20 protein-coding genes are annotated in these 23,591 nt (G+C 68.8%); 12 read left to right on the top strand and 8 right to left on the bottom strand.

Translation table 11 applies throughout. The annotated features are described in order from the left end of the window. Positions 1 to 37: 37 nt before the first annotated feature. The 3 genes from AC1DCJ_RS02830 to AC1DCJ_RS02820 form a co-directional block, all read right to left on the bottom strand. Entirely contained in the window at positions 38 to 1,276 is a 1,239-nt protein-coding gene (locus AC1DCJ_RS02830) for an MFS transporter (protein ID WP_478070028.1), read from the bottom strand. Next, a complete protein-coding gene (locus tag AC1DCJ_RS02825) occupies positions 1,273 to 1,707 on the bottom strand; it encodes a MarR family winged helix-turn-helix transcriptional regulator (RefSeq protein ID WP_478070027.1) in 435 nt (144 codons plus the stop codon). The genes AC1DCJ_RS02830 and AC1DCJ_RS02825 overlap by 4 nt, the downstream gene beginning before the upstream one ends. Positions 1,708 to 2,472: 765 nt before the next feature. Beyond that, a complete protein-coding gene (locus AC1DCJ_RS02820) occupies positions 2,473 to 4,668 on the bottom strand; it encodes a TonB-dependent receptor (protein WP_478070026.1) in 2,196 nt (731 codons plus the stop codon). 157 nt (positions 4,669 to 4,825) lie between these two features. On the opposite strand from AC1DCJ_RS02820, the gene AC1DCJ_RS02815 reads away from it, so the two are divergent. Next, positions 4,826 to 5,239, top strand: a complete 414-nt coding sequence (locus tag AC1DCJ_RS02815; RefSeq protein ID WP_038689545.1) for a MerC domain-containing protein — start codon at positions 4,826 to 4,828, stop codon at positions 5,237 to 5,239. A gap of 116 nt (positions 5,240 to 5,355) precedes the next feature. After that, a complete protein-coding gene (locus tag AC1DCJ_RS02810) occupies positions 5,356 to 5,538 on the top strand; it encodes a 30S ribosomal protein THX (protein ID WP_038689543.1) in 183 nt (60 codons plus the stop codon). Between the two features lie 91 nt (positions 5,539 to 5,629). Here the strand turns inward: AC1DCJ_RS02810 and AC1DCJ_RS02805 are convergent, their stop codons facing one another. The 3 genes from AC1DCJ_RS02805 to AC1DCJ_RS02795 form a co-directional block, all read right to left on the bottom strand. After that, positions 5,630 to 6,886 (bottom strand): alkaline phosphatase family protein, encoded by a 1,257-nt coding sequence (locus tag AC1DCJ_RS02805; RefSeq protein WP_478070025.1) that lies wholly within the window; start codon positions 6,884 to 6,886, stop codon positions 5,630 to 5,632. Between the two features lie 87 nt (positions 6,887 to 6,973). Next, complete coding sequence (locus AC1DCJ_RS02800) at positions 6,974 to 7,465, bottom strand: methylated-DNA--[protein]-cysteine S-methyltransferase (protein WP_038689539.1); 492 nt, start codon at positions 7,463 to 7,465, stop codon at positions 6,974 to 6,976. Beyond that, a complete protein-coding gene (locus AC1DCJ_RS02795) occupies positions 7,462 to 8,928 on the bottom strand; it encodes a DNA-3-methyladenine glycosylase 2 family protein (protein ID WP_478070024.1) in 1,467 nt (488 codons plus the stop codon). The genes AC1DCJ_RS02800 and AC1DCJ_RS02795 overlap by 4 nt, the downstream gene beginning before the upstream one ends. 172 nt (positions 8,929 to 9,100) lie before the next feature. Between AC1DCJ_RS02795 and AC1DCJ_RS02790 the strand changes: the two genes are divergently transcribed. The 4 genes from AC1DCJ_RS02790 to ubiM all read left to right on the top strand — a co-directional run bounded on the left by AC1DCJ_RS02790 (position 9,101) and on the right by ubiM (position 12,573). Further along, entirely contained in the window at positions 9,101 to 10,243 is a 1,143-nt protein-coding gene (locus AC1DCJ_RS02790; RefSeq protein WP_478070129.1) for a COG3904 family protein, read from the top strand. 56 nt (positions 10,244 to 10,299) lie between these two features. Beyond that, the gene (locus tag AC1DCJ_RS02785; RefSeq protein WP_137188965.1) at positions 10,300 to 10,833 is read left to right on the top strand and encodes a DUF4019 domain-containing protein; all 534 of its coding nucleotides are present in this window, start codon (positions 10,300 to 10,302) and stop codon (positions 10,831 to 10,833) included. Positions 10,834 to 10,863: 30 nt separating this feature from the next. Further along, complete coding sequence (locus tag AC1DCJ_RS02780; RefSeq protein WP_038689533.1) at positions 10,864 to 11,253, top strand: MAPEG family protein; 390 nt, start codon at positions 10,864 to 10,866, stop codon at positions 11,251 to 11,253. 99 nt (positions 11,254 to 11,352) lie between these two features. Continuing rightward, a complete protein-coding gene (gene ubiM / locus AC1DCJ_RS02775; protein WP_478070023.1) occupies positions 11,353 to 12,573 on the top strand; it encodes a 5-demethoxyubiquinol-8 5-hydroxylase UbiM in 1,221 nt (406 codons plus the stop codon). Positions 12,574 to 12,579: 6 nt separating this feature from the next. Here the strand turns inward: ubiM and AC1DCJ_RS02770 are convergent, their stop codons facing one another. Then, a complete protein-coding gene (locus AC1DCJ_RS02770) occupies positions 12,580 to 12,810 on the bottom strand; it encodes an RNA-binding S4 domain-containing protein (RefSeq protein WP_038689530.1) in 231 nt (76 codons plus the stop codon). Between the two features lie 265 nt (positions 12,811 to 13,075). On the opposite strand from AC1DCJ_RS02770, the gene AC1DCJ_RS02765 reads away from it, so the two are divergent. The 6 genes from AC1DCJ_RS02765 to AC1DCJ_RS02740 all read left to right on the top strand — a co-directional run bounded on the left by AC1DCJ_RS02765 (position 13,076) and on the right by AC1DCJ_RS02740 (position 22,587). Beyond that, positions 13,076 to 15,031, top strand: coding sequence for a DEAD/DEAH box helicase (locus AC1DCJ_RS02765; protein WP_478070022.1), 1,956 nt, complete (start codon positions 13,076 to 13,078; stop codon positions 15,029 to 15,031). Positions 15,032 to 15,206: 175 nt separating this feature from the next. Beyond that, on the top strand, positions 15,207 to 17,636 hold the full coding sequence (locus tag AC1DCJ_RS02760; RefSeq protein WP_478070021.1) for a putative bifunctional diguanylate cyclase/phosphodiesterase: 2,430 nt from the start codon (positions 15,207 to 15,209) through the stop codon (positions 17,634 to 17,636). A gap of 141 nt (positions 17,637 to 17,777) precedes the next feature. After that, positions 17,778 to 19,448: a sensor domain-containing diguanylate cyclase gene (locus tag AC1DCJ_RS02755; RefSeq protein ID WP_478070020.1), complete on the top strand. Its 1,671-nt coding sequence runs from the start codon at positions 17,778 to 17,780 to the stop codon at positions 19,446 to 19,448. A gap of 45 nt (positions 19,449 to 19,493) precedes the next feature. Continuing rightward, a complete protein-coding gene (locus tag AC1DCJ_RS02750) occupies positions 19,494 to 20,216 on the top strand; it encodes a pseudouridine synthase (protein ID WP_038689523.1) in 723 nt (240 codons plus the stop codon). A 74-nt stretch (positions 20,217 to 20,290) separates the two neighbouring features. Beyond that, on the top strand, positions 20,291 to 21,361 hold the full coding sequence (locus AC1DCJ_RS02745; protein WP_137188969.1) for a sensor domain-containing diguanylate cyclase: 1,071 nt from the start codon (positions 20,291 to 20,293) through the stop codon (positions 21,359 to 21,361). Positions 21,362 to 21,426: 65 nt separating this feature from the next. Next, positions 21,427 to 22,587 (top strand): AAA family ATPase, encoded by a 1,161-nt coding sequence (locus AC1DCJ_RS02740; protein WP_478070019.1) that lies wholly within the window; start codon positions 21,427 to 21,429, stop codon positions 22,585 to 22,587. 31 nt (positions 22,588 to 22,618) lie between these two features. On the opposite strand, the gene AC1DCJ_RS02735 is transcribed toward AC1DCJ_RS02740, so the two are convergent. Next, positions 22,619 to 23,566 carry a DMT family transporter gene (locus AC1DCJ_RS02735; protein WP_478070018.1) on the bottom strand — a complete coding sequence of 316 codons (948 nt, stop codon included), beginning with the start codon at positions 23,564 to 23,566 and terminating at the stop codon, positions 22,619 to 22,621. Positions 23,567 to 23,591 lie beyond the last annotated feature (25 nt).

Raw genomic sequence — 23,591 nt, 5'->3', positions numbered from 1 at the left:
GTGTTGACACTCCCAGGGGAACGATTACGCACGCCCCTCAGCGTGTCGCGTTTACCCCATGGCAGCTGTAGCGCGCTTCGCGGATCGGCAGGTTGACCAGGGCGGCGATGGCGGCCAGCGCGATGTCGGCGTACCACATCCACAGGTAGTTGCCCGAGTGGGCCAATGCCACGCCTCCCAGCCACGCGCCGAAGAAGCCGCCGAGCTGGTGCGAGAGCAGGGTCAAGCCGAACAGGGTGCCGAGGTAGCGCGGCCCGAACAGCTTGCCGACCAGGCCGGCGGTGGGCGGGACGGTGGCCAGCCAGGTGAAGCCGAGCGCGGCGGAGAACACGTAGAAGGTGGTCGGGGTGGGCGGGGCGACCAGGTACACGCCGATCATCACCGCGCGGCTGGCGTACATCCAGAACAGCAGGTACTTCATGCGGTAGCGCTGGCCGAGCGCGCCGACGATGAGGCTGCCGGCGATGTTGAACAGGCCGATCAGCGCGATCGAGGTGGAGGCGACGGTGGGCGACAGCCCGCACAGGGCGATTTCGCCGGGCAGGTGGGTGACCAGGAAGGCGATGTGCAGGCCGCAGGTGAAGAAGCCCAGGTGCAGGCACCAGTAGCTGCGGTCGCGCACGGCCAGGCGCAGTTGTGCGCGCAGGCCGCCGTCGTCTGCGGCGCTGGCGTCGGCGGCATGATCGCCGGCACGGCGGCGCAGGGGCCAGGCCAGGGGGAGCGAGAGCAGGGTGATGGCGGCCATGGTGAACATGGCGCGGGCCCAGCCGGCGCTGGTGATGATCCATTGCACGGGGGGGGCGAACACGAACTGGCCCAGCGAGCCGCCCGCGTTGATGAGGCCAGCGGCGAAGGAGCGTTTTTCAGCGGGCAGGCGGTGCGCGGTGGCGCCGATCAGTACGGAGAAACTGCCGGCGCCGGCACCGGCGGCCATGAGCAGGCCGAGGCTGACGCTGAGGCCGAGCGGGCTGGTGAGGTAGGGGGCGAGCAGGAGGCCGATGGCGAGCAGGACGCCACCGAACAGCAGTACGGGGAGCGCGCCGCGCTGGTCGGCCACGGCGCCGAAGACGGGTTGTACGGCGCCCCAGACGAACTGGCCGATGGCGAGGGCGAAGCTGATTTCAACAATGCTGACGCCGGTGCTGCGGTGGATGGGGTCGAGGTAGAGGCCGCTGGTCTGGCGCACGCCCATGGTGACCATGAGGATGGCGGAGGCGGCGACGAGCAGGCCCCAGTGCATGGTCGGGGCACGCGGGTGGGCGGGCTGGGCGGTCATGCGGGGGCTCCGGGCGCGAGGGCGTGGTCGAGCTGGTCGAGGAGGGCGTTGAGGTGGGTGGTGGGGAGGGTGCCGAAGGCGCGTTCGACGTGTGCCTGGGCGCGCTGCCAGAGGGGTCGGGCGCGGCGCAGGACGGCTTTGCCGGCGGGGGTGATGGCGATGAGGCGTTGGCGGGCGTCGTGACCGCGTTGTTCCTGGAGCCAGCCGGCGAGGAGGAGCGGTTTGAGGTTGCGGGTGAGGGTGGTGCGGTCCATGCCGAGGGCGTCGGCGAGTTCGCCTAGCTGGCGGGGCGCGGGGGCGCGGCGAAGGATGGAGTAGGCGTTGAGGCTGAGTCCGGCCGGCGCCAGGTGGCTGTCATAGATTTGCGAGAGCTGGCGCGAGGCGCGGCGCAGGCGGAAGCAGGTGCATGGGCTGGCGGTGGTGGGGTCCATTAGGGCGCGCCGGGTGGTCTGGCTGGATCATACGTGTATATGCACGTAAAAGGTCAAGTGCCAGGGCCGGAGCTGGAGCCGGAGCCAGAGCTGGAGCCGGAGCCGGAGCCGGAGCGGTTTGGCGGTGGCCTGTGGTTGGCGTGTATGGGCGGCGGGTACGCGGTTCCAGGACACGCCGTGAACCCATCCCTGGGGGCTCGTGGGCGCCATCCATGGCGCCCAACGGTCCTGGAACCGCGTACCCGCCACCCATCTCACAGACCACGCGCGTGCTGGCAAACAGCTGGGCATTGCGGCTTTTGTTTGCTGCGACGCTCGCATTCGTTATCGGAGCGGTTGTTGCTTTAGAAATTGCTTTCGCAGTTGCGATGGCAGTTGATCTTGTTGTTGATCTTGTTGTTGTTGTTGTTGTTGTTGTTGTTGTTGCTTTAGCGCTTTCGATTGCTCTTGTTTTTTTGGGCCACCGTAAAACTGTCGAGGGTTGGGGTCTGTGGGTTCACGGGACCCTGAGCGCCATGGATGGCGCGACGGAGCCTACAAGGGTGAGGGCGCATTGCTTGCGAGGCACTGCCTCGCATGCGTCCGAACGCACAGCCGCCAGCGGCTGGGCCGGGCCGCGGAGCGGGACTTGCGGCGTGTCCCGTGAATCCACAGACCCCCACCCACCCAGGTAGACAGTGGAACAACGAGCTTTCTGCTTCGAAAAAAAAGGGGGCCTTTCGGCCCCCTCAGGGTGATCAAACGACCCCAGTCGCAAAGCGTGTTTTAGAAGAAGGCGCGGATACCGAAGGCGACGCCGCGGCCCGGCAGTGGGGAGTAGTCGCGCAACAGCGAGGTGTGCGGGCGCACTTCCTGGTTGGTCAGGTTGTTGCCGTCCAGGAAAACCTCGTAACTGTTGCTGTCGTTGCGGTCCCAACGGTAGGCCAGGTGCGCGTCCACCAGCGTGTAGCCATTGCTCGTATCCTCGTTCTGCGCCACGTCCTTCTGGCTGCTGTAACGCACTGCGCCCACCGATGCGCGCCAGCCGTCACGCGACCAGCGCAGGTCCGCGCCCACCCGGCCCGGCGCGATCCGCGGCAGGTAACCGGTGTTGGCCAGCTCCACGGTGTAGTTGTGGTTGTGATCGCCGTGCGGCACGGCGATGTCCACGTTGCGGCTGCCGCTGCCATCCAGCTCCGCCTTCACGTAATCGCCGAACACCCGCAGATCCCAATCACCCGCGTTGCCCTCGAACAGGTGGAACAGCGCTTCCGCTTCGGCACCCTTGAAGGTGGCGTCCTGCTGCGTCCACAGGCGGACCGGCAGGGATTCGACCACCCCGGTGTCGGCCAGGTAGATGAAGTCCTTGAACTTGGTCTGGTAGATCGACGCGGAGAAGTCGACGCGGTCGCTATGGGTATGGATGCCCAGTTCGACGCGCTGGCCGCGTTCGGTCTTCAGGTTCGCATCGCCGATTTCCAGCGAGCGGGTGGCGATGTGCGCGCCGGCGGCGTAGAGCTCTTCGTTGGTCGGGGCGCGCTCGGAGCTGTCGATGCCGAAGCGCAGATCGACGGCGTCGTTGAGGGTCCAGATGCCGGCCGCGGAGAGATTGGTGGCGTCGAACTTGCGCGCGCGGTAATCGCCGGTCGGGTCCAGCTTCACCTGGTCATGGCGGCCGCCCAGTTCCAGCTTGAACGCGCCGAACTGCTTTTCCTGCAGCACGAACAGGCCGATGTTCTTCGTGCCCGTGTCCGGCACGAACGCTTCCTCGCCCTTCGCGCCGAAGTCGCTGTTGCCGAACTGCAGGCCGAACGCGCCGTCCCAGCCGCCGATCTGTTCCTGCACCGCTTCCAGGCGGCCTTCGATGCCACGGTTGGTGAAGCGCGTGGCCGGCGTGCCGGCTTCCAGTTCGGTGTGCTCGTAGTCGGTGTAGGCCGTACGCAGGCTGATGTTCTTCAGGAACGAGGTCGGCTGGTAGATGCCGCCCTTGGCTTCGAAGCGGTTCTGCACCATGTCGATGCGGACGTCATGCTCGTCGCCTTCTTCCTCGTCGCCATGGTCGTGATCGTGGTCATGATCATGGTCGTCGTCGGCATGCACGTGCGCGCCGTTGGGAATGCCGTAGTTGGTGCGGTAGGTGCTGGCGGACACACCGAAGTAGCCGTCATCGCCCAGCCAGGTGGCACCGACGCCGCCGGCGCGGGTGCGGATCGAACTGTTGTCCAGACGACCGCGGCGCGGTTCGTCGGTGTCGCCTTCGGCGTGGTCGTGGCCGCTGTGGTCTTCCAGGCCGTCGATCACCGCGTAGCCGGGAATGCGGTAGTCATCGCCGTTGCGGACCAGGCCGTCGACATGCAGCACGACGTTGCCGCTGACACCGTCCAGGCGGAACATGCCGCTGCGCTCATCATTGACCGAATTGCCGCGCAGTTCGGCGCGACCACTCAGCGGACGGTCCGGCAGTTCGCGGGCGATGCGGCCGTCGACCACGTTGACCGCGCCGCCGATCGCGCCACTGCCGAACAGCAGCGTGGCCGGACCCTTCAGCACTTCGATCTGGTCAGCCAGGAACGGCTCGATGCTGGTCGCATGGTCGGCGCTCACCGTGGAGGCATCCATGTTGCCCATGCCGTTGGACAGCACCGCCACGCGCGGGCCTTCCTGGCCGCGGATGATCGGGCGGCCGACGCCGGGGCCGAAGAACGTGCTCTGCACGCCGGGCAGCTTGGCTACGGTGTCACCGAGGGTGCCAGCCTTCTGCTCATCCAGGCGCTCACCGGCCAGCACGTCGACCGGGCGGGCCAGCGATTCGGCATCACCCTGCAGCGGCGAGGCGGTGACCTTCACGGTGGACAGCTCGGTCAGGTGGCCGTCGCGGTGGTTGCCGGGGGCGTCCGCGGCCATGGCCAGCGACGGCAGCAGGGCGGCGGCAAGCGCCAGGGACAGGGCGTGGGGGGTGAGCAGGAGGGAGCTGGAGCGCATAGGGCAAGGGCCTTCGGTCAATTGTTACAATATATCAATGGTGGGGCGCGCGAATCCCGTAACGGGACGGGGGAGGGCAAGTCAGGGGGAGGCAGGGGTGCGCGTCAGGATTGATGTTATATTATTCCATAACGCTTCGCCGACCCTGCTGGAAGTCATGCCCCTGTTCGCTCGTGTTCGCCATTTGCTGGATCGTTTCGGTGCCACCGGCTCGTTGCTGTGCGCCGTGCATTGCGCTGTGCTGCCGGTGCTGCTGGCGGCTGCGCCGTCGTTGGGGCTGTCGGTCTGGATGGGCGACGGCGTGGAGCTGGCCCTGGTGAGCTTTGTCACCCTGCTGGGCCTGTTCAGCCTGGTCTGGGGCTGGCGCCGGCACGGCGCGCTGCGCGCGCTGGCCTTTCTGATCCCGGGCCTGACCGCGCTGTGGGCGGGGTTGCTGTATGACCCGCTGCACCACTCGGCGGTGCCGCATGCGGTGGTGATGACCCTGGGCGGCGTGCTGGTCGGCGTGGCCCATCTGGTCAACCTGCGCCTGAACCACGGCCACGTCCATGACGCCAGCTGTGCTCATTGAGAGCGCGCATGGTAGGCTTCCAGATCGTGCGCGGGGGCGCCTGAGAGGGCGGCCCCGCCGAACCCGTGTCAGTGCGGGGTAATCAGAATCAGGTTTCAGACTAAGGAGTTGACGACATGGGTAAGGGTGACCGCAAGACCGCCAAGGGCAAGCGTTTCAACGCCAGCTACGGCAATTCGCGCTCGCACGTGGTGAGCAAGGTGGCCGTGGGCGCAGCTGCGCCGGTCGCCAAGAAGACCGTTGCCAAGGCACCGGCCAAGAAGGCCGTGGCCAAGAAGGCTGTCGCCAAGGCCGGTTGATCCCGCCTGGCGGGTCGAAGAAAACGCGGCGCTTGCGCCGCGTTTTTTTTATGCGTCACGCACAGGCCGCGCGGCGCGCGCGGCAGGCAGATCAGCGCAGCGCCGGCAGCAGCCGCTCGGCATCGCCATCATTGGGGGCCGCTGGAATGCCCAGCAGGCGCGCCAGCAGCGGGTACACGTCGACGTTGTCGAAGCCTGCGATGGTCTGGCCCTGGTTGAACGACGGACCGCGTGCGATGAACACCGCGCGCATCGAGGGCAGGGCGTTGTCGTACCCGTGCGAACCGCGGGTGCCGGGGGGGCGCTTGGCTACGCTGGCGCGGCTGAGCGCGTTCCAGCCCTCGTGCATCTGGCACACGATCGGCGGAATGCGCGGGTTGGACCCGTAGTGCCAGCGCGCCGGCAGCGTCTGCCGGGTCCAGCAGTCGTATTGCGCGTGTGCACCCAGCAGCACCTTTTCGGCTTCGCGGCGCTTGCCCGGCAAGGGCGCGAACCCCACCGACTGCCCCATCGACACATCCGTGGCAATCGTCGGGTCGACCATGTCTTCGATGGCGATGGTCTGGCCGTCGGGCACGCTGGCCATGCCGTGGTCGGACACCACGATCACGTTGGTGCTGTTCTCCAGCCCGCGCGATTGCAGGCCGTCCAGCAGCCGACCAATGGCCTGGTCGACCTCGCCGATCGCGGCGGCATACTCCGGTGAATCCGGGCCATGGTCGTGGCCGGCGTGGTCAACCTGCTCCATGTACAGCGTGACCAGCCGCGGCGCATCGCCATCGGTCTGGCCGACCCAGCCCAGCACCTGGTCTACCCGGTCGGGCAACGGCACGCTGGCATCGTAGGTTCGCCACTGACTGGGGCGGATGCCCTGGATGGCGGCTTCGCTGCCGGGCCAGGACCACGTCGCGGTGCGCACACCGGCTTTCTCCGCGCCCACCCAGATCGGCTCGCCGCCCCACCAGCGTGCATCGGTCACCGCTTCACGCTTGCTCAGGCGGAAGCTGCCCAGTGCGTCCTCGTGCATGCTGTTGTGGATGATGCCGTGATGGTCCGGACGCAGCCCGGTGACGATGGTGTAGTGGTTGGGGAAGGTCAGGGACGGATAGGACGGCGTCATCCAGCGTGCACGCACGCCCCCGTCGACAAGGCGCGACAGGTTGGGGGTGATGCCGCGGTCGAGCATGTCCGCGCGCAGGCCGTCGATGGACACCAGTAGCAACTTCGGCGTGGTGGCGGGCGCGGCAACCGGCGCGCGGCCGGCCGTCGCGGAGTCGAAAGGAACGCTGGCACAGCTGGTCAACGCGAGGGTGGCGGCAAGCGCCAACGAAAGGCGGACGGAAGTCATCCGGCCATGATAGTCCGGCGGGGTGACGCGGCGAAGACAACCGATGGCAGGGTCAGCCCAGGTGCGCCGTGTGCATCACCTGCGCGATCAGGCGAACAGCGCGCCGGTGTGCGCTTCCAGCTGCAGCAGCGCGGCCTTGGTCGGCAGTCCGCCGCCGAAGCCGGTGAGTGCGCCGCTGCTGCCGATCACGCGGTGGCAGGGCAGCACGATCGGCAACGGATTGCGGCCGTTGGCGGCACCGACCGCGCGGCTGGCCGTCGGGTGGCCGATGTGGCGGGCCAGCTCCACGTAGCTCCAGGTCTGGCCGAACGGAATGTCGGCCAGCGCCTTCCACACGCGCAGCTGGAAGGGCGTGCCATGCGGGGCCAGCGGCAAGGCGAAGCGCTGGCGTTCGCCCTGCAGGTACTGCAGCAGTTGCGTACGCGCATCGCGCAGTGCATCGGCGTCGTGCTGCCACTGCGCGCGGCCCTTGGCGTCGTAGCGGTTGTTCTCGAACAGGATGTGGTGGATGCCCTGGGCGTCACCGGCCACGGTCAATGCGCCGATGGGGCTGTCGAAGGTGTCGTAGAACAGGGTCATGGGGTCGCTCCGGAAGTGGGGGTGGACAGGTGCCAGAGGTGCAGCACCGCATAGGCGCGCCACGGTCGCCAGGCCTGCGAGCGCGCTTCGGTGGCGCGTTCGCTCAGGCGGGTCGGGCCGCCAAGCACCTGCTGCAGCACCAGGTCGCCGGCGGGGAATGCATCGGGAAGCGCCAGTGCGCGCAGTGCCATGTAATGCGCGGTCCACGGCCCGATTCCGGGCAAGGCCACGCAGCGTTCGACGAAACTCTCCAGGCGTTGGCCGGCACTGAAATCCAGGCGGCCTTCGGCCACCGCCAGGGCCACGGCGCGCACGGTGGCGGCGCGGGTTTTCGGCAGCCCGATGCTCTCCAACGGCGCCTCGGCCAGTGCCTGCGGGGTGGGGAACTGGCGGTCCAGTCCGGCCGGCATGCCCGCCAGGTCCTGTCCGAACCGATCCACCACGCGGCGCGCCAGGGTCGTGGCGGCGGCCACGCTGACCTGCTGGCCGAGCACTGCGCGCACCGCCACTTCGAAACCATCCCAGCCACCGGGCACGCGCAGCCCCGGGCGCAGCGCGATGCCGCGCGCGAGCAGCGGGTCCTGCGCCAGGGTGGCGTGCACGATGCGCAGGTCCGCATCGAGGTCGAAGATGCGACGCACCCGGCGCACGATTCCGGGAATGGCACGCGGGTCGATCTGGCCGAGCTGCAGGCGCAGTTCGGCGCGTTTGGGGTCGGCGGTAACGCGCAGCACGCTGGGCCGTTCGGGCGGGCCGATGACGCGCTGATAGCTGTCCGCCTCGATGCATTCGATGCCGGGAATGGAGCGGCGGCGCAGGAACGCCAGCATCGCGGCGAAATCCAGCGGCGGCCGGTAGCCCAGGCGCAGGGTCAGCGCGCCGTCATCAAGCGCGCCGCGCTGGCGGCGGATCGCGGTGGGCGGCATGCCGCAGCCGTCCACGAAGGCGGCGTTGAAGCGGCGCAGGCTGTTGTAGCCGGCGGCCATGGCCACGTCGGTGACCGGCAGCGCGGTTTCAGTCAGCAGCTGCTTGGCCAGCAACAGGCGGCGGGTGGCATGGATCTGCGCCGGCGCCGCACCCAGGCGTGCCACGAACAGGCGCTGCAGCTGGCGCGCGCTCAGTCCCAGCCGGGTGGCCAGCGCGGGTACGGCGGCGTCCTGCAGGTAGCCATCGTGGATCAGGGCCAAGGCGCGCTGCAGCGTTTCGTTGCTGAGGGCGTCCTGGGCCTCCGGCGCCAGTTCCGGGCGGCAGCGCAGGCAGGGGCGGAACCCGGCCGCCGCGGCCGCCGCAGCGGTGGGGTAGTAGTCCACGTTGCGCGGCTTCGGCGGGGGCGCCGGGCACACGGGCCGGCAGTAGATGCCGGTGCTGCGCACGGCGGTGAAGAACACCCCGTCAAAGCGCGCATCGCGGGCAAGGCGGGCGCTTTCGCAGGCGGCGTAGTCCAGGGGCAGGGCGGTGTCCATGGGGGCCAGTCTATGCCCGGCCGCGGCGCTCGGCTCGCCATTTTCGGACAGCAATGCGACGGTCGGTCGCGCTGGTTCAGGGCAGGTTCCCGCGCAGACGGTCGCGCACACTAGACTGTGTGTTCACGCGCCGCTGCGCGCGCTCCTTCGTACGGATACCGGGTCGTTCATGTTGCTCAAGTCGTGGTGGTTGCCCCTGTTGTGCCTCGGTCTGGCCGGTTGCAGCCAGCTGGAGAATCCCGGCAACGTCACTGCCGCCGACAAGGCGGTGCGTGCACAGACCGCCGATGGCGACCACATGGTGTCGTTCAACGCCGCCGATGCGCCGGCACCGGCCCCGTTGCCGCCCAAGCGCGGCGACCAGGGCTGGGGCGAGGCGACGCTGGAGAACGGCAAGGCGTGGGTGAGCTGCGACACCGATTACGCCGGCGAAGGCGGCGATGGCATCGCGCTGGAAACGCTGGACCGCGCCAGCATCGACGCCGCGCTGGCACCGTGCGTGGAGCGCGGGCTGGTGCGCGTGCGCTACGTGGGCAAGATCAACCCCGGCTTCTCCGAGCTGGTGGCGCGGTTGGCGATGGTGGCCGACGCGCAACGCATCTCCAAGCGCGTGCTCGATCTGGATTCCAGCGGTGGCCAGGTGGAAGCGGCCATCGTGGCCGGCGACCGCATCGGCGAATCCAACTGGACCATCTGGATCCGTGAAGGCTCGGTCTGCCACAGCGCCTGCGTGTTCGTGCTGGCCGCCGGCGACAACCGCCTGGTGGCCGGCAAGGTCGGCATCCATCGGATGATGCGGATCAGTTCCAAGGCAACGTCGCGGGCCGAACTCAACCGCGAGCTCCATGAGGTCTACGACAACGTCAAGGACTACCTGCAGCGCAACGGCGTGGCGGTGGGCGTGGCCGACCTGATGATGACCGTGCCCAACCGCAGCCTGCGCCTGCTGACCAGCGACGAGCTGCGCCAGTTCGGGCTGGATGGCACCAACGCGGTGCAGGACGACCTGGAGCGGATCAAGCAGATGCGCAAATGCGGCGATGATTTCGTGCGCCGCAAAGATGCGTTCCTGATCGCCTTCGATCAGACCTGCAAGCGCGAAGGCACCGAACTGGAGACCGTCAACAGCTGCGGGCAGACGCTCAAGCAGCGCTACGGTTTCCCCGATGCCACCTGCCCGGACGAGAGCCCGCTGTCGGAGATCGACGTGTCCACGCTGCTGCCGTCCAGCGTTGCGCCCGGCCATGACGCGCCGGCCGAGCGCACCGCCAGCGACGTCGGCCAGCCACTGCCGGAAACCGCCGAGCGCAACTGACGAACCACTCACGGGGTTCCCGTAGACTGGCCTGGATCCTTCCAGCCAACGGTGTCCTGATGCGTGTTCCGCTGCTGCTGTCTTCGTTCCTGCTTGCTGCTGTTGCCCAGGCCCAGACCCCGCCGCCGGCCACGCCCGCGCCGGCCCCTGCGCGCCCGGCGCCGGCGGCCGCACCCGCTGCACGTCCGGCCCTGACCCCGGCGCAGCAGGCGCAGGTGCACAAGCAGGATGCGGAAATGAGTGCAGCCGCATTGCAGGTGGCGCAGCTGGTGGACACCAACCGCGCTGCCGAGGCATGGAAAGGCGCCTCGGCCGTGGCGAAGAAGTCGGTCACCGAACAGGCCTTCGTGAGCCAGCTCAACGCCGACCGCAAGCGCCTTGGCGCGTTGGCGGCGCGTGGCCAGCCGGTGGTGACCCGGGTCAAGTACGCCGCCGGCGCAACCGTGCCCGAAGGGCTGTACATCAACGTCAGCTTCCCCACCCGGTTTGCCAATAGCGCCCAGCCGGTACGCGAGCTGGTGTCGTTCCGGCTGGACGACGACCGGGTCTGGCGCCTGGCCGGTTACAGCGTGCGCGCCGCTACCCCCTGATCGACCCCGTCATTGCCTGAGGAGTGCAGCATGAGTATCGAGATCCAGATGCTGGTGTGGTCGATGGTGCTGGGCATCGTGCACCTGTTTGCCGCCTCCACCGCGGTCACCCGCGAGCGCGGGCTGCAGTGGAATGCGTCGGCCCGCGATGGGCAGAACCCGCCGGTGCGGCCGCTGACCGGTCGCCTGCAGCGTGCGCAGTCCAATTTCATGGAGACCTTCCCGTTCTTCGCGGCGGCGATCCTGGCGGTGGTGCTGACCCAGCGTCAGGACGGGCTGACCGCGCTGGCCGCGCAGCTCTATTTCTGGGCACGGGTGGTGTATCTGCCGCTGTACGCAGCCGGCGTGCCGTACGTGCGCAGCCTGGTGTGGCTGGCCTCGCTGGTGGGCATCGTGCTGTTGCTGTGGGCGTTGCTGTAACGGGCCAGTGAACGGCGGCTGCGGCCGCTGATCCAGATCAAGGCGCGGCCCGCGCGATCAGCGCTAAGCTGGCATGGACCAGTCACCGCAGGATCGGACATGTCGGACCAACCCCCCCAGGAGCAGTGCATGCCGGAGCAGCCGGTGGACGTGGTGGTGGTGGGCGCCGGCCCGGCCGGGCTGTGTTTCGCCCGCGCGCTGGCCGGCAGCGGCCTGCAGGTGGCGCTGGTGGAACAGCAGCCGCGCGCGGCACTGGCGGAGGCCGCCTTCGATGGCCGCGAGATTGCGCTGACCCACGCTTCGCGGCAGATCCTGGAGACGCTTGGCATCTGGCAGCGGCTGGACCCGGCCGAGATCTCCCCGCTGCGCGACGCCAAGGTGATGGACGGCAGCTCGCCGTTCGCCCTGACCTTTGCCGCCACCCAGCGCGATACGCAGGATCTGGGCTGGCTGGTACCCAACCATCTGATCCGCCGCGCCGCCTGGGCCAGCGTGCAGGACCAGCCGGGCCTGCAGATCCTGGATGAAACGCGCGTGGCCGGCATCGTGCCGGGGGCAGGGCGCAGCGTGGTCACCCTGGCCGATGGTCGCCGCCTGGCCGCGCGCCTGGTGGTGGCCGCCGACAGCCGCTTCTCCAGTACCCGGCGCATGCTTGGGATCGGGGCGCGCATGCGCGACTTCGGCAAGTCGATGCTGGTCTGCCGGATGCGGATCGAGGTGCCGCACCAGCACACCGCGTGGGAGTGGTTCGGGTACGGCCGCACGATGGCGCTGCTGCCGCTCAATGGCGACCAGGCGTCGGCGGTGATCACCCTGCCGCCGCGCCAGATCGAGGCCTTGATGGCGCAGGACCCGGCCCGCTTCGGGCACAGCATCAGTGGCTTGTTCGAGCAGCGGCTGGGGGCGATGGTGCCCAGCGCGGCCCCGGTGGCCTATCCGCTGGTGGGGGTGTATGCCCATGCGTTCGTGGGCGATCGCTGCGCGTTGATCGGCGATGCGGCCGTGGGCATGCACCCGGTCACCGCGCATGGGTTCAACCTGGGCCTGGCCGGCGCGCACCGGCTGGCCAGCGTGCTGAACGAGGCGGCGGCCCGCGGCGGCGACATCGGCGCCCCGGCCGGGTTGGCCCGCTTTGAACGCGGCCACCGGCTGGCCTCGCGCCCGCTGTACGAGGCCACCAATGCCATTGCCACGCTGTACACCGATGACCGCCTGCCCGCGCGGATGCTGCGCCGGGCCGGGTTGCGCCTGGCGCACGGGGTGGCCCCGTTCCGCCAGCTGATCGCCGCCCACCTGACCCAGCGCGACGCGCGGGTCTGAGGTGGGTCAGGGGGCGTCGCTGTCGGCCAGCACGTTGATGGTGGTGTCGCCGAACTGCACCACCTGGCCGCCGCGGATCTTGCAGGCCTTGCGCAGCTCGACCTCGCCGTCGACCAGGACCTGGCCGTCGCCGATCACGGTCTTGGCCTCGCCGCCGCTGGTGACCAGGTCGGCCAGCTTGAGCAGCTGCTTGAGCTCGACGTAGTCGCGGTCCAGTTCAAATTCGAGGGTCTGCATGGAACGGGTATCCTGGGAAAGGGCGCGGACGTGGGACCGGGCCGGGAAAGGGCGCGTATTGTGCGCCAGCAGGCGGCAGAACGGCATCCATGCGGAAATCTGTACGCGTTGTTCAGGAACGATGGAGTATCATCGCGGCCTGAGCGAGTGAATTCTCCTCCGACCGAGCAGCGCTAGGGCACGCGATAAGAAAGGGCGCCCAAAGCGCGGACCATCCCCTTTTTTATCTCACTGCCTCCTCAACGGCAGTGCTTTGGAGTTCCCCATGTCCCAAGAAACCTCCGCGCCGCTGCTGTTCGCAGACCTCGGCCTGTCCGACGCTGTGATGCAGGCCGTCGCCACCGTCGGCTACGAAACCCCGTCGCCCATCCAGGCTGCCACGATCCCGGCGATGCTGGAAGGCCGCGACGTGCTCGGCCAGGCCCAGACCGGTACCGGCAAGACCGCCGCCTTCGCGCTGCCGGTGCTGTCCAACCTCGATTTCAACCAGACCAAGCCGCAGGTGCTGGTGCTGGCGCCCACCCGCGAACTGGCCATCCAGGTCGCCGAGGCGTTCCAGACCTATTCGTCGGGCATCCCCGGCTTCCGCGTGCTGCCGGTGTACGGCGGCCAGCCCTACGGCCAGCAGCTGCAGGCCCTGCGCCGTGGCGTGCACGTCATCGTCGGCACCCCGGGCCGCGTGATCGATCACCTCGAGCGCGGCACCCTGGACCTGTCCGAGCTGAAGACGCTGGTGCTGGACGAAGCCGATGAAATGCTGCGCATGGGCTTCATCGACGACGTCGAAGCCGTGCTGAAGAAGCTGCCGGAGACGCGCCAGGTCGCCCTGTTCTCGGCCACCATGCCGTCGCAGATCCGCCGCATCGCGCAGACCTACCTGAAGAACCCGGCCGAAGTGACCATCGTCAGCAAGACGACCACCTCGGCCAACATCCGCCAGCGTTACTGGTGGGTGAGCGGCATGCACAAGCTGGACGCGCTGACCCGCATCCTGGAAGTGGAACCGTTCGACGCGATGATCATCTTCTCGCGTACCAAGGCGGCCACCGAAGAGCTGGCCGAGAAGCTGCAGGCCCGTGGCCTGGCCGCGGCCGCCATCAACGGCGACATGCAGCAGGCCCAGCGCGAGCGCACCATCGGCATGCTGAAGGAAGGCAAGCTCGACATCCTGGTGGCCACCGACGTGGCCGCCCGCGGCCTGGACGTGGAGCGCATCAGCCACGTGCTGAACTACGACATCCCGTACGACACCGAAAGCTACGTGCACCGCATCGGTCGTACCGGTCGTGCCGGCCGCACCGGTGACGCGATCCTGTTCGCCACCCCGCGTGAAAAGGGCATGCTGCGTGCCATCGAGCGCGCCACCCGCCAGCCCATCGAAGAGATGCAGCTGCCGAGCGTGGACGCGGTCAACGACACCCGCATCACCAAGTTCATGAGCCGCATCAGCGATGTACTCGATGCCGGCGGCACCGAGTTCTACCGCGACCTGCTGCAGCGCCTGGAAGGCGAGAAGAACGTGCCGGCCATCGAGATCGCCGCCGCGCTGGCCAAGCTGCTGCAGGGCGATTCGCCGTTCCTGCTGACCCCGCCGGTCCGTGGTGCCCGTGAAGAGCGTGCCCCGCACCAGCGCAACGACCGCAGCAATGACCGTGGCGAGCGTCCGGCCCGTTTCGAGCCGCGCTTCGAGCGTGGCCCGCGCCGTGAAGACGACCGTGGCCCGCGTCCGCCGCGTCCGGAAGGCGACTTCGGCAACAGCGACGGCGGCTTCGAACGCGCCCCGCGCCGTGACATCGCCCCGCGCGGTGCCGCCGAGCCGGGCATGGAAACCTTCCGCATCGAAGTGGGCCATGTGCACGGCGTCAAGCCGGGCAACATCGTCGGCGCGATCGCCAATGAAGCCGGGCTGGAAAGCCGCTTCATCGGCCGCATCGACATTCATGACGACTTCTCGGTGCTGGACCTGCCGGCCGAAATGCCGCAGGACCTGCTGACCCACCTGAAGAAGGTGTGGGTCTCGGGCCAGCAGCTTCAGATGCGCAAGGTCGAGCCGGGTGAAGACCTGACCCCGTCGGCGCGCCCGGCGTTCAAGCCGAAGTTCGGTGGCAAGCCGCGTGGTCCGGGTGGTCCGGGCGGCCATCGTGGTCCGGGCGGCCCGGGCGGCAACGATCGCCCGCCGCGCCGTGACGGCTTCAAGCCGCGCGGTCCGCGCAACGGCTGATCGCCCACGCGATCCAGACAACGCCAGCCTTCGGGCTGGCGTTGTCGTTTCCGGGGGGCGGAAATGCCGCAACGCGCCGCCGGCCGGTTTCGCACCGTTTCAACATCTCCCGATCTAGCCTGACCGTTGATGGGCTCGATACACCACCCACTCCACGGCTCCGGGGGGATCCGCGATGCTGGCAACTGGCAGGGATGTTGGTGCAACGGCAGTACCGTACCTCACGCGGGGATTGACCCTGCGCTTCGTCCTGCTGACCGGCATGGCGATCGGCCTGGTGGGCATTTCGGCGTTGATCCAGGAGCTGCAGGCCGCGTCCACCGCGTGGATCGTCGGGCAGAGCCATTGGTCACGCAGCCAGCAGCAGGCCAGCTTCGCGCTCAACCGCTATATCACCCACGGTCGGCCGCGTGACCTGGCCGAGGCGCGCCAGGCGCTGACCGTGCCGTTGGGCGACCTGGACGCGCGGCGTGCGCTGGAGCAGGACGACGCCGACCTGGCCCGGGCCCGGCGCGGGTTCCTGGCTGGCGGCAACGCGCCCGGTGACATCAACCGCCTGATCCTGTCGTTCCGCTACCTGGGCCACCTGGGCTATTTCAAGGATGCGGTGCGGCTGTGGCGACAGACCGACGTCCCCCTGCTGCAATTGGCCGGGCTGGTCGGCGCGGGACAGGCGCTGCATGCCCGCGGCGAGGTCGAGCCGGTCACCCAGGCGATGCTGCTGGACCAGTTGCAGGCCCTGGATCGTGACCTGCAGGCCCGTGCCAAGGCCTTTTCGATGTCGCTGCAGCGCACGGCCTCGATCGTGCGCATCACCACCTTGCTGGTGGGCGGATTGTCGGTGCTGTTGATCACCCTCGTGGCCGTGATGCTGTCGCGACGGGTGCGGCACGACCTGCTGGAACAGGAAAGCCGCTTCCGTGCGGCCTTCTACCAGGCCACGGTGGGCATGCTCAAGTTCGACCAGGCCGGTGGCGTCATGGAGGTCAACCAGGCCATGGCCGACATCCTGGGCTACTCGCGCGAGGCGCTGCTCGGGCTGTCCATGCAGGACCTGGTGGCCGAGGGCGAACTGGTGCTCGACGACGCCGGCCAGATCGACTGGAGTCGCCAGCTGCGCCCGGCCGAGCTGCGCTTCCGGCGCGCCGATGGCGGGCTGATGTGGGGGCGCTGGAGCGGCACGCTGGTGCGCACGGCCGGCCGCGAGGTGTCGGTGTTCGCCATCGTGGAAGACGTCTCACAGAACCATGCGCTGGCCCGCGAAGTGGAACACCACGCCAGCCACGATCCGTTGACCGGGCTGATCAACCGGCGCGAGATCGAACGCCTGCTGGAGCAGGCCCTGATCGACGTGCGCAACCATGGCGGCGTGCACAGCCTGTGCTACATCGACCTGGACTATTTCAAGCTGGTCAACGACGGGTTGGGCCACGCCGCGGGCGACCAGTTGCTGCGCAACTTCGCCGACTACCTGGTGGGGTCGGTGCGCGAGGGTGACTGGGTAGGGCGGCTGGGCGGCGACGAGTTCGCGCTGTTCCTGGCCAATGCGGCCCAGGACGAGGCCAAGCAGGTGCTGCAGCGGATCGTGCGTTCGCTGGGCCAGGCCAACTTCCAGCACGGCGACGGCAGCCTGCGGGTGAGCTGCAGCATCGGCGTGGTGGAGGTCACCCGCGAGGCGGTGGACGTCAACTGGCTGATGAGTGCGGCCGACAGTGCCTGCTATGCCGCCAAGGAAGCCGGGCGCAACCGCGTGCATTGCTACAACGAAAGCCGCATGGCGCTGGACGAGCGCCGGCAGGAAGCCGAACGCCTGGCGCGGGTGACCAGTGCCATCGCCGAGAACCGCATGCTGCTGTATGCGCAGCGCATCGAGCGCGTTGGCGATCCGGGCTTCCTGCACTACGAAGTGCTGGTGCGCATGCGCAACCCCGACGGCCTGCTGCAGGCCCCCGGTGAGTTCATGCCGGCCGTGGAGCGCTATGGCATGGGCATGGCACTGGACCGGCACGTGCTGGGGCTGCTGTTCCGCCACCTGCAGGTGTGCCCGGCGCACGTGCAGCGGCTGGGCCTGTGCAACGTCAACGTGTCGGCGCAGTCCATCGCCGAGCCCAGCTTCCTGGCCTTCGTCTGCGACCTGCTCGAGCGCAACCGCGGGCTGGCGCGCAAGCTCTGCTTCGAGGTCACCGAAACCGCCGCGATCAGCAGCCTGGCCCAGGCACGCAGCTTCATCGAAGCGGTCAAGGCGCGCGGTTGCCAGGTAGCGCTGGATGACTTCGGCTCGGGGCTGTCCTCGTTTGGCTACCTGCGCCAGCTGCCGGCGGACATGCTCAAGATCGACGGCGTATTCGTGCGCGACATGGATATCGATCCGGTCAGCCGCGCCGCGGTCCGCGCGATCACCGAGATCGGCCGCGAGCTGCACATGACCGTGATTGCCGAATGGGTGGAATCGACCGAGGTCGCCGAACAGCTGCAGGTGCTGGGGGTGGACGGGCTGCAGGGGTATGCGATCGAGCGTCCGATGGCGCTGGAGCGGATGACCCAGCCGGCGCTGTGGCCGGGGCGCAGTGCGTTGCCATCGGAAGGGCGGCCGGGCCTGCCATGAGACCAATGGCCCGCCGGGCCCGCGGCGACGTGCCGCGTGAAAGCGCCAGGTTCGGGCGATAATCCCCGCCAGGGGCGACACGCGACCTGCGTGGCGGCATCGAGGGTGGGGCACGGTGTGAGGGGATGGCGCGGCAGGTGGATGGAATGGGGCGCAGTGCAGCTACTGCTGGCCCTGCTGTTGCTGCCCGCCTGGGCGGCCGCCGACACCGTGCTCGCCGCCACCAGCCGGGTAGGCACCGACGTGCTGCTGCTGGGCGCCGCTACCGCCGAACGCACGCCCCAGCGCGCCTGCACTGCCGAAGTGCTGGCCCGCCACCAGCAGGTGCTGCACGTGCCCGCGCCCGCGGGCGGCTGGTCCGGTGAGCCGCAGGCGGTGGACGTGTTCGGGGTGCTGGCCGGCGAAGTGCGCATCAGCCACGGCGACCGCCAGATCTGCGGCAGCATGCATGACGCGCGCACCCGCGATTCCCGCTTCCGGGCCGGGGTGGGCATGGTGGTGGTGCCCACTGCCGGCGATCACGAACCGATCGTGGTGTCGTGGGCCGCGCCGATCAAACCCCGCTGGATTCCCACCGTGCAGCTGGGCGCGCCCAGCCCGGTGCAGCAGGACGACACCGCCCGGCTGCTGGTGCGCGCGGCCTGCGTGGCGGTGGCCATTGCCTTGGCGCTGTCGGCGCTGATGGGCTATGTGACCACCAAGGACCGCTCGTTCCTGATCTACGTGGCCATCTGCCTGTTGCTGGTGCTGTGGCAGGCCGTGCTGGGCGGGTTGAGCGGGTATCCCGAGCCGTGGTTGCCGGTCGAGAACCGGGCCTCGTGGTGGCTGGTGTCGTTGAGTGCCCTTACCGAGGCGGTGCTGCTGCCCGTGTTGTGGCGCCTGTGTGGCGGCGACCGTCGCTGGCCGCGTTCGCGGCCGGCCCAGCATGTGCTGATGTGGGGCTTGTTCGCGCTGGGGCTGGGCGTGCCCTGGATGCGCTTTGCGATGTTGCCGGGTGTGGCCGCCGGACTGGAAGCGGTGTTCGTACTGGGCTGCCTGGGCTGCCTGGCCGCCGGCAGCTGGGGCGTGCTGCACCGCGACCGCTACGCGCTGGCCGGGCTGAGCGCACTGGCGCCCTGGTGGATCATGATCATCGCCGATGCGCTGCACGCGCAGTGGCTGGTGGCCTACCGGATCGAGTCGCTGCAGCTGGCCGTCACCTGGTTCCTGATGATGGCCGCCTACGCGCTCAACCTGCGCCTGGGCCGGCTGCGCCAGCAACGCGACGAACTGCGCCAGCTGGCCGATACCGATGCCCTGACCGGCCTGCCGAACCGACGCGCCGGCCTGCGCAAGCTGGCGCAGTACCTGGAACGCGCCGTCCAGGACGAACAGCCGCTGGCGATCGGGTTCCTGGACATCGACCTGTTCAAGGACATCAACGACCAGTTCGGCCATGCCGTGGGCGACCAGGTGCTGGTGGCGGTGGCGCGCCAGCTGCGCGATTCGGTGCGCAACCACGACGATGTGATCCGCATGGGCGGTGAGGAGTTCCTGGTGCTGCTGCCGGGCGCCAGCCGTGCCAGCGCCTTCGCCCGCCTGGAAACCGTGCGCCAGCAGGTGCAGGCGGTGACCCGGGTGCTGGCCGTGCCGGGGCTGGAGGTGTCGGGCAGCATCGGCCTGGCCGTGCTGCGCGGCGACGGCGACGACGACGACCTGGCCTCGCTGCTGCGCCGTGCCGACCACGCCATGTACTGCGCCAAGCGGGCCGGTCGCAACCAGGTATTCGACGCCGACCAGGCTGCCCCGGCCGACGCGCCCCTGCATGTGTGAACAGCCGGTGCCCTGCACGGCCCGGGTTTGCCGGATAATGGGCCGATGACAATCCGACTCAACAAACACATCGCCGAAACCGGCTTCTGTTCCCGGCGTGAAGCCGACCGCCTGATCGGCGAACGCCGCGTCACCGTCAACGGCCACCCGGCCGGCACCGGTGCGGTGGTTGGCGAGGGTGACGTGGTGCTGGTCGACGGCCAGCCGCTGCGCGCCCGTGAAGCGAAGAAGGCCGGTGGCCGCAAACATGTCTATATCGCGCTGAACAAGCCGGTCGGCATCACCTGCACCACCGAAAGCACGGTCAAGGGCAACATCGTCGAGTTCGTCGGCCACGAGCAGCGGATCTTCCCGATCGGCCGCCTGGACAAGGATTCCGAAGGCCTGATCCTGCTGACCAGCAACGGCAACATCGTCAACCAGATCCTGCGTGCCGAGAACGGCCACCAGAAGGAATACATGGTGGCGGTCAACAAGCCGGTCACCGACGAGTTCCTGCGTGGCATGGCCCGCGGCGTTCGTATCCACGATGAAACCACGCTGCCGTGCCGCACCAGCAAGCTGGCCAAGTTCGGCTTCCGGATCACCCTGCAGCAGGGCCTGAACCGGCAGATCCGCCTGATGGCCGCCGCCTTCGGCTTCCGCGTCACCCAGCTGCGCCGGGTGCGCATCGACAACATCAAGCTGGGCGCGCTCAAGCCGGGCCAGTGGCGCAACCTGACCGACGCCGAGCTCAAGGGCCTGCTGCCCAAACAGCTGGAATGGTAAGGACGCGCATCACGCGATGAGCCGGCCGTCCGGCTAGACTGCGCAGGCACAACCAGCCCGCCTGCCTGCCGCCGATGATCAAGCCGTCCCTGCCGGACAACGAAGAGCAGCGCCTGCTGGCGCTGCAGCGCTACCAGATCCTGGATACCGCCAAAGAGCGATCCTTCGAGGATCTGGTCACCATTGCCACGGCATTGTGCGGCACCCACATGGGGGCGGTGACCCTGATCGACCGCGACCGGCAGTGGTTCAAGGCGCGCCAGGCGCTGGATGCCACCGAAACCTCGCGCGACATCTCCTTCTGCGGCCATGCGATCCTGCAGCCCGACCAGGTCATGGTGGTGGAAGACGCGCAACAGGACCCGCGTTTCTTCGACAACCCGGTGGTGGTCAACGACCCGCATATCCGCTTCTACGCAGGCGCGCCGCTGCTCAGTTTCGATGGCCTGCCGCTGGGCACGCTGTGCGTGTTCGACGCCAACCCGGGACACCTGCGGCCCGACCAGGCCCAGGCGCTGGCGGCGTTGTCGCGCCAGGTCTCGCTGGTGATGGAGCTGCGCCGCTACGCCTACGAGATCCAGCAGCACATGCGTGACCGGGCCTGGTACGAACAGCGCCTGTCCGAATACAACGCCCTGCTCGAACAGCAGAATGCCGACCTGGCCGAGCAGAGCCGCACCGATCCACTGACCGGGCTGCCCAACCGGCGGGCGATGAGCCTGGCGCTGGAAGCGGCGGTCACCGATGCGGACGGACAGCCGCGGCAGACCGCCGTGGCGCTGCTGGACATCGACCATTTCAAGAACGTCAACGACCTGTACGGCCACGCCACCGGCGACCACGTGCTGGCCGAACTGTCGCGCCTGCTGCGCGCGCATTTCGCCGGGCAGGGCCTGGCCGCGCGCTACGGGGGCGAAGAGTTCGTGGTGCTGATGCCCGACACCCCGCTGGGTACCGCCGAGCTGCAGTGCGACTTCCTGCGCATGGCCGTGGCCGACCTGCCGCTGGGCATTCCGTTGACGATCAGCATCGGGGTGGCCGCGCATCGCCATGGCGATGGCGTGGACCAGACGCTGGCGCGTGCCGACGCGGCGCTGTACCGGGCCAAGCATGAAGGCCGCAACCGGGTGGTGCGCGCAGACTAGGCGCGTCGCACCGCCTGCGAACGCGCTGGCGCAGACTGCCAGGCCTTCCTCGCCGAGCCCTGCGCATGCTGCAGACCCTTGCCATTGCCAACTACCGCTCCCTGCACCAGCTGGTGGTGCCGATGGAGCGCCTGAACCTGGTCACAGGCGACAATGGCAGCGGCAAGTCCAGCCTGTACCGCGCGCTGCGGCTGTTGGCGGAGACCGCGCAGGGCGGCGTGGCCGCGGCCCTGGCCCGCGAGGGCGGGCTGGGCTCGGCGCTGTGGGCCGGCCCCGAGCAGATCGACCGGCGCATGCGCCAGGGCGAGATCCCGGTGCAGGGCACGGCGCGCACGCAGCCGGTGTCGCTGCGGCTGGGCTTCGCCGCCGAGACGTTCGGCTATGCCATCGACCTTGGGCTGCCCGTGCCCAGCCAGTCGATGTTCGATCTGGAACCGCAGATCAAGTCCGAATGCATCTGGGCCGGGCCGTTCCTGCGCAGCAGCACGCTGCTGGTGGAGCGCCGTGGTGCGCGCGTGCGGCGCCGCAGCGGCCACGGTTGGGAAGGGCTGGACGAACCGCTGTCGGCCTTCGACAGCTTTTTCACCCAGCTGGCCGACCCCCAGCGCATGCCGGAAGTGATGCAGCTGCGCGAGTACATCCGGCGTTGGCGCTTCCACGATCATTTCCGCACCGACAGCGGCGCGCCGGCACGGCAGCCCACGCTGGCGATCCGCACCCCGGTACTCAGCCACGACGGCCACGACCTGGCGGCCGCCTGGCAGACCATCCTGGAAATCGGCGACGCGCCTGCGCTGGTGCGTGCGGTGGACGATGCCTTTCCGGGCGCACAGGTGCACATCGACGCACACGAAGGACGCCTGGCGCTCAAGTTTCTACAGCCAGGTCTGCTGCGGCCCTTGGCGGCAACGGAACTGTCCGACGGCACGCTGCGTTACCTGCTGCTGGTCGCCGCGTTGCATACGCCGCGACCGCCACCGCTGATGGTGCTCAACGAACCGGAAACCAGCCTGCACCCGGACCTGCTGCCCGCGCTGGCGCGGCTGATCATCGCGACAAGTGTACGCAGCCAGCTGTGGGTGGTGTCGCACGCCAGCCGGCTGATCGCCGCCCTGCAGGAAGCACCGGCCTGCCATACCATCGGGCTGCACAAGCCGTTCAGCCGAACCGAGGTGATGGGGCAGGGGTTGCTGGACGCACCCGCCTGGCACTGGCCGGCGCGCTAGGTGGCTGCCGCCGGTCGGCACGCTGCGACGTTCAATCGACGACGTTGTGCGCCTCGGCCGTGCCCAGGATCTCCGGGTGTTGCACGCGCTTGCGCCGGTTCAACAACGGATGCAGGAACACCGCGCCAACGATGATGGCCACGCCGACGTAGAACACCGGGGTCAGTTCACGCTGCTCGCTGAGCAGCACCATCGCCAGCAGGATCGCGTACACCGGCTCCAGGTTGGTCACCAGCTGCGAGGTGTAGGCACTGATGTGGCGCAGCGCGACCAGGGCCAGCGCAAACGGCAGCAGGGTGCAGACCCCGGCCAGCACCAGCAGCAGCACGCCGTCGTGCAGGCTGGGCACCACCCACAACGGGCTGGCCAGCGGCGGCAGCAGGAACGGCAGCAGCGGTGCCAGCACGGTCAGGGTAACGGTGCCGGCACCCAGTTCCAGCGCCGTCACCGTGAGCGGGTCGGCGTGGCTTACCAGGCGCTTGTTAAGCGACCCGAACACCGCCACCAGCAGCGCCGACAGCGCCCCGATAAAGACCCCCAGGCGCATGCCATGCGGCACGCCACCCACCACCAGCGCCACGCCCGGCAGCACGGCGATGCCGAAGGCCAGTTCGCGCAGCTGGAACGGCCGCTTGGCCACCCACGGTTCGATCACCGCGGTGAACACCGGGGCCAGTGCGATGCAGGTGGCGGCCACCGATGCGTTGGCCAGCTTCACCGCGCCATAGAAGGTCAGCCAGTGCAGCGCGACCAGCGCGCCGACCCCGCAGTAGCCGGCAAACAGCGCCGGCGACAGCTGGCGCAGGCCGCGCCAGACCCGCGGCAGCACGGCCAGCATCGCCACCACCAGCAGCATCCGCCACCACACCAGTGGCAACGCGGGCAGGGTGATCAGCTTGCCGAGGATGGCGGTAATGCCCCACAGCAGCACACAGAAATGGATTTGCAGCAGCGCGCGGCGGGTATCGGTCATCGGCATCGCGATATTGTGCGGCAAGCCGCGG

The organism is Stenotrophomonas sp. 10N36, from assembly GCF_056395005.1.
This window is presented reverse-complemented; position numbering and strand designations above follow the sequence as displayed.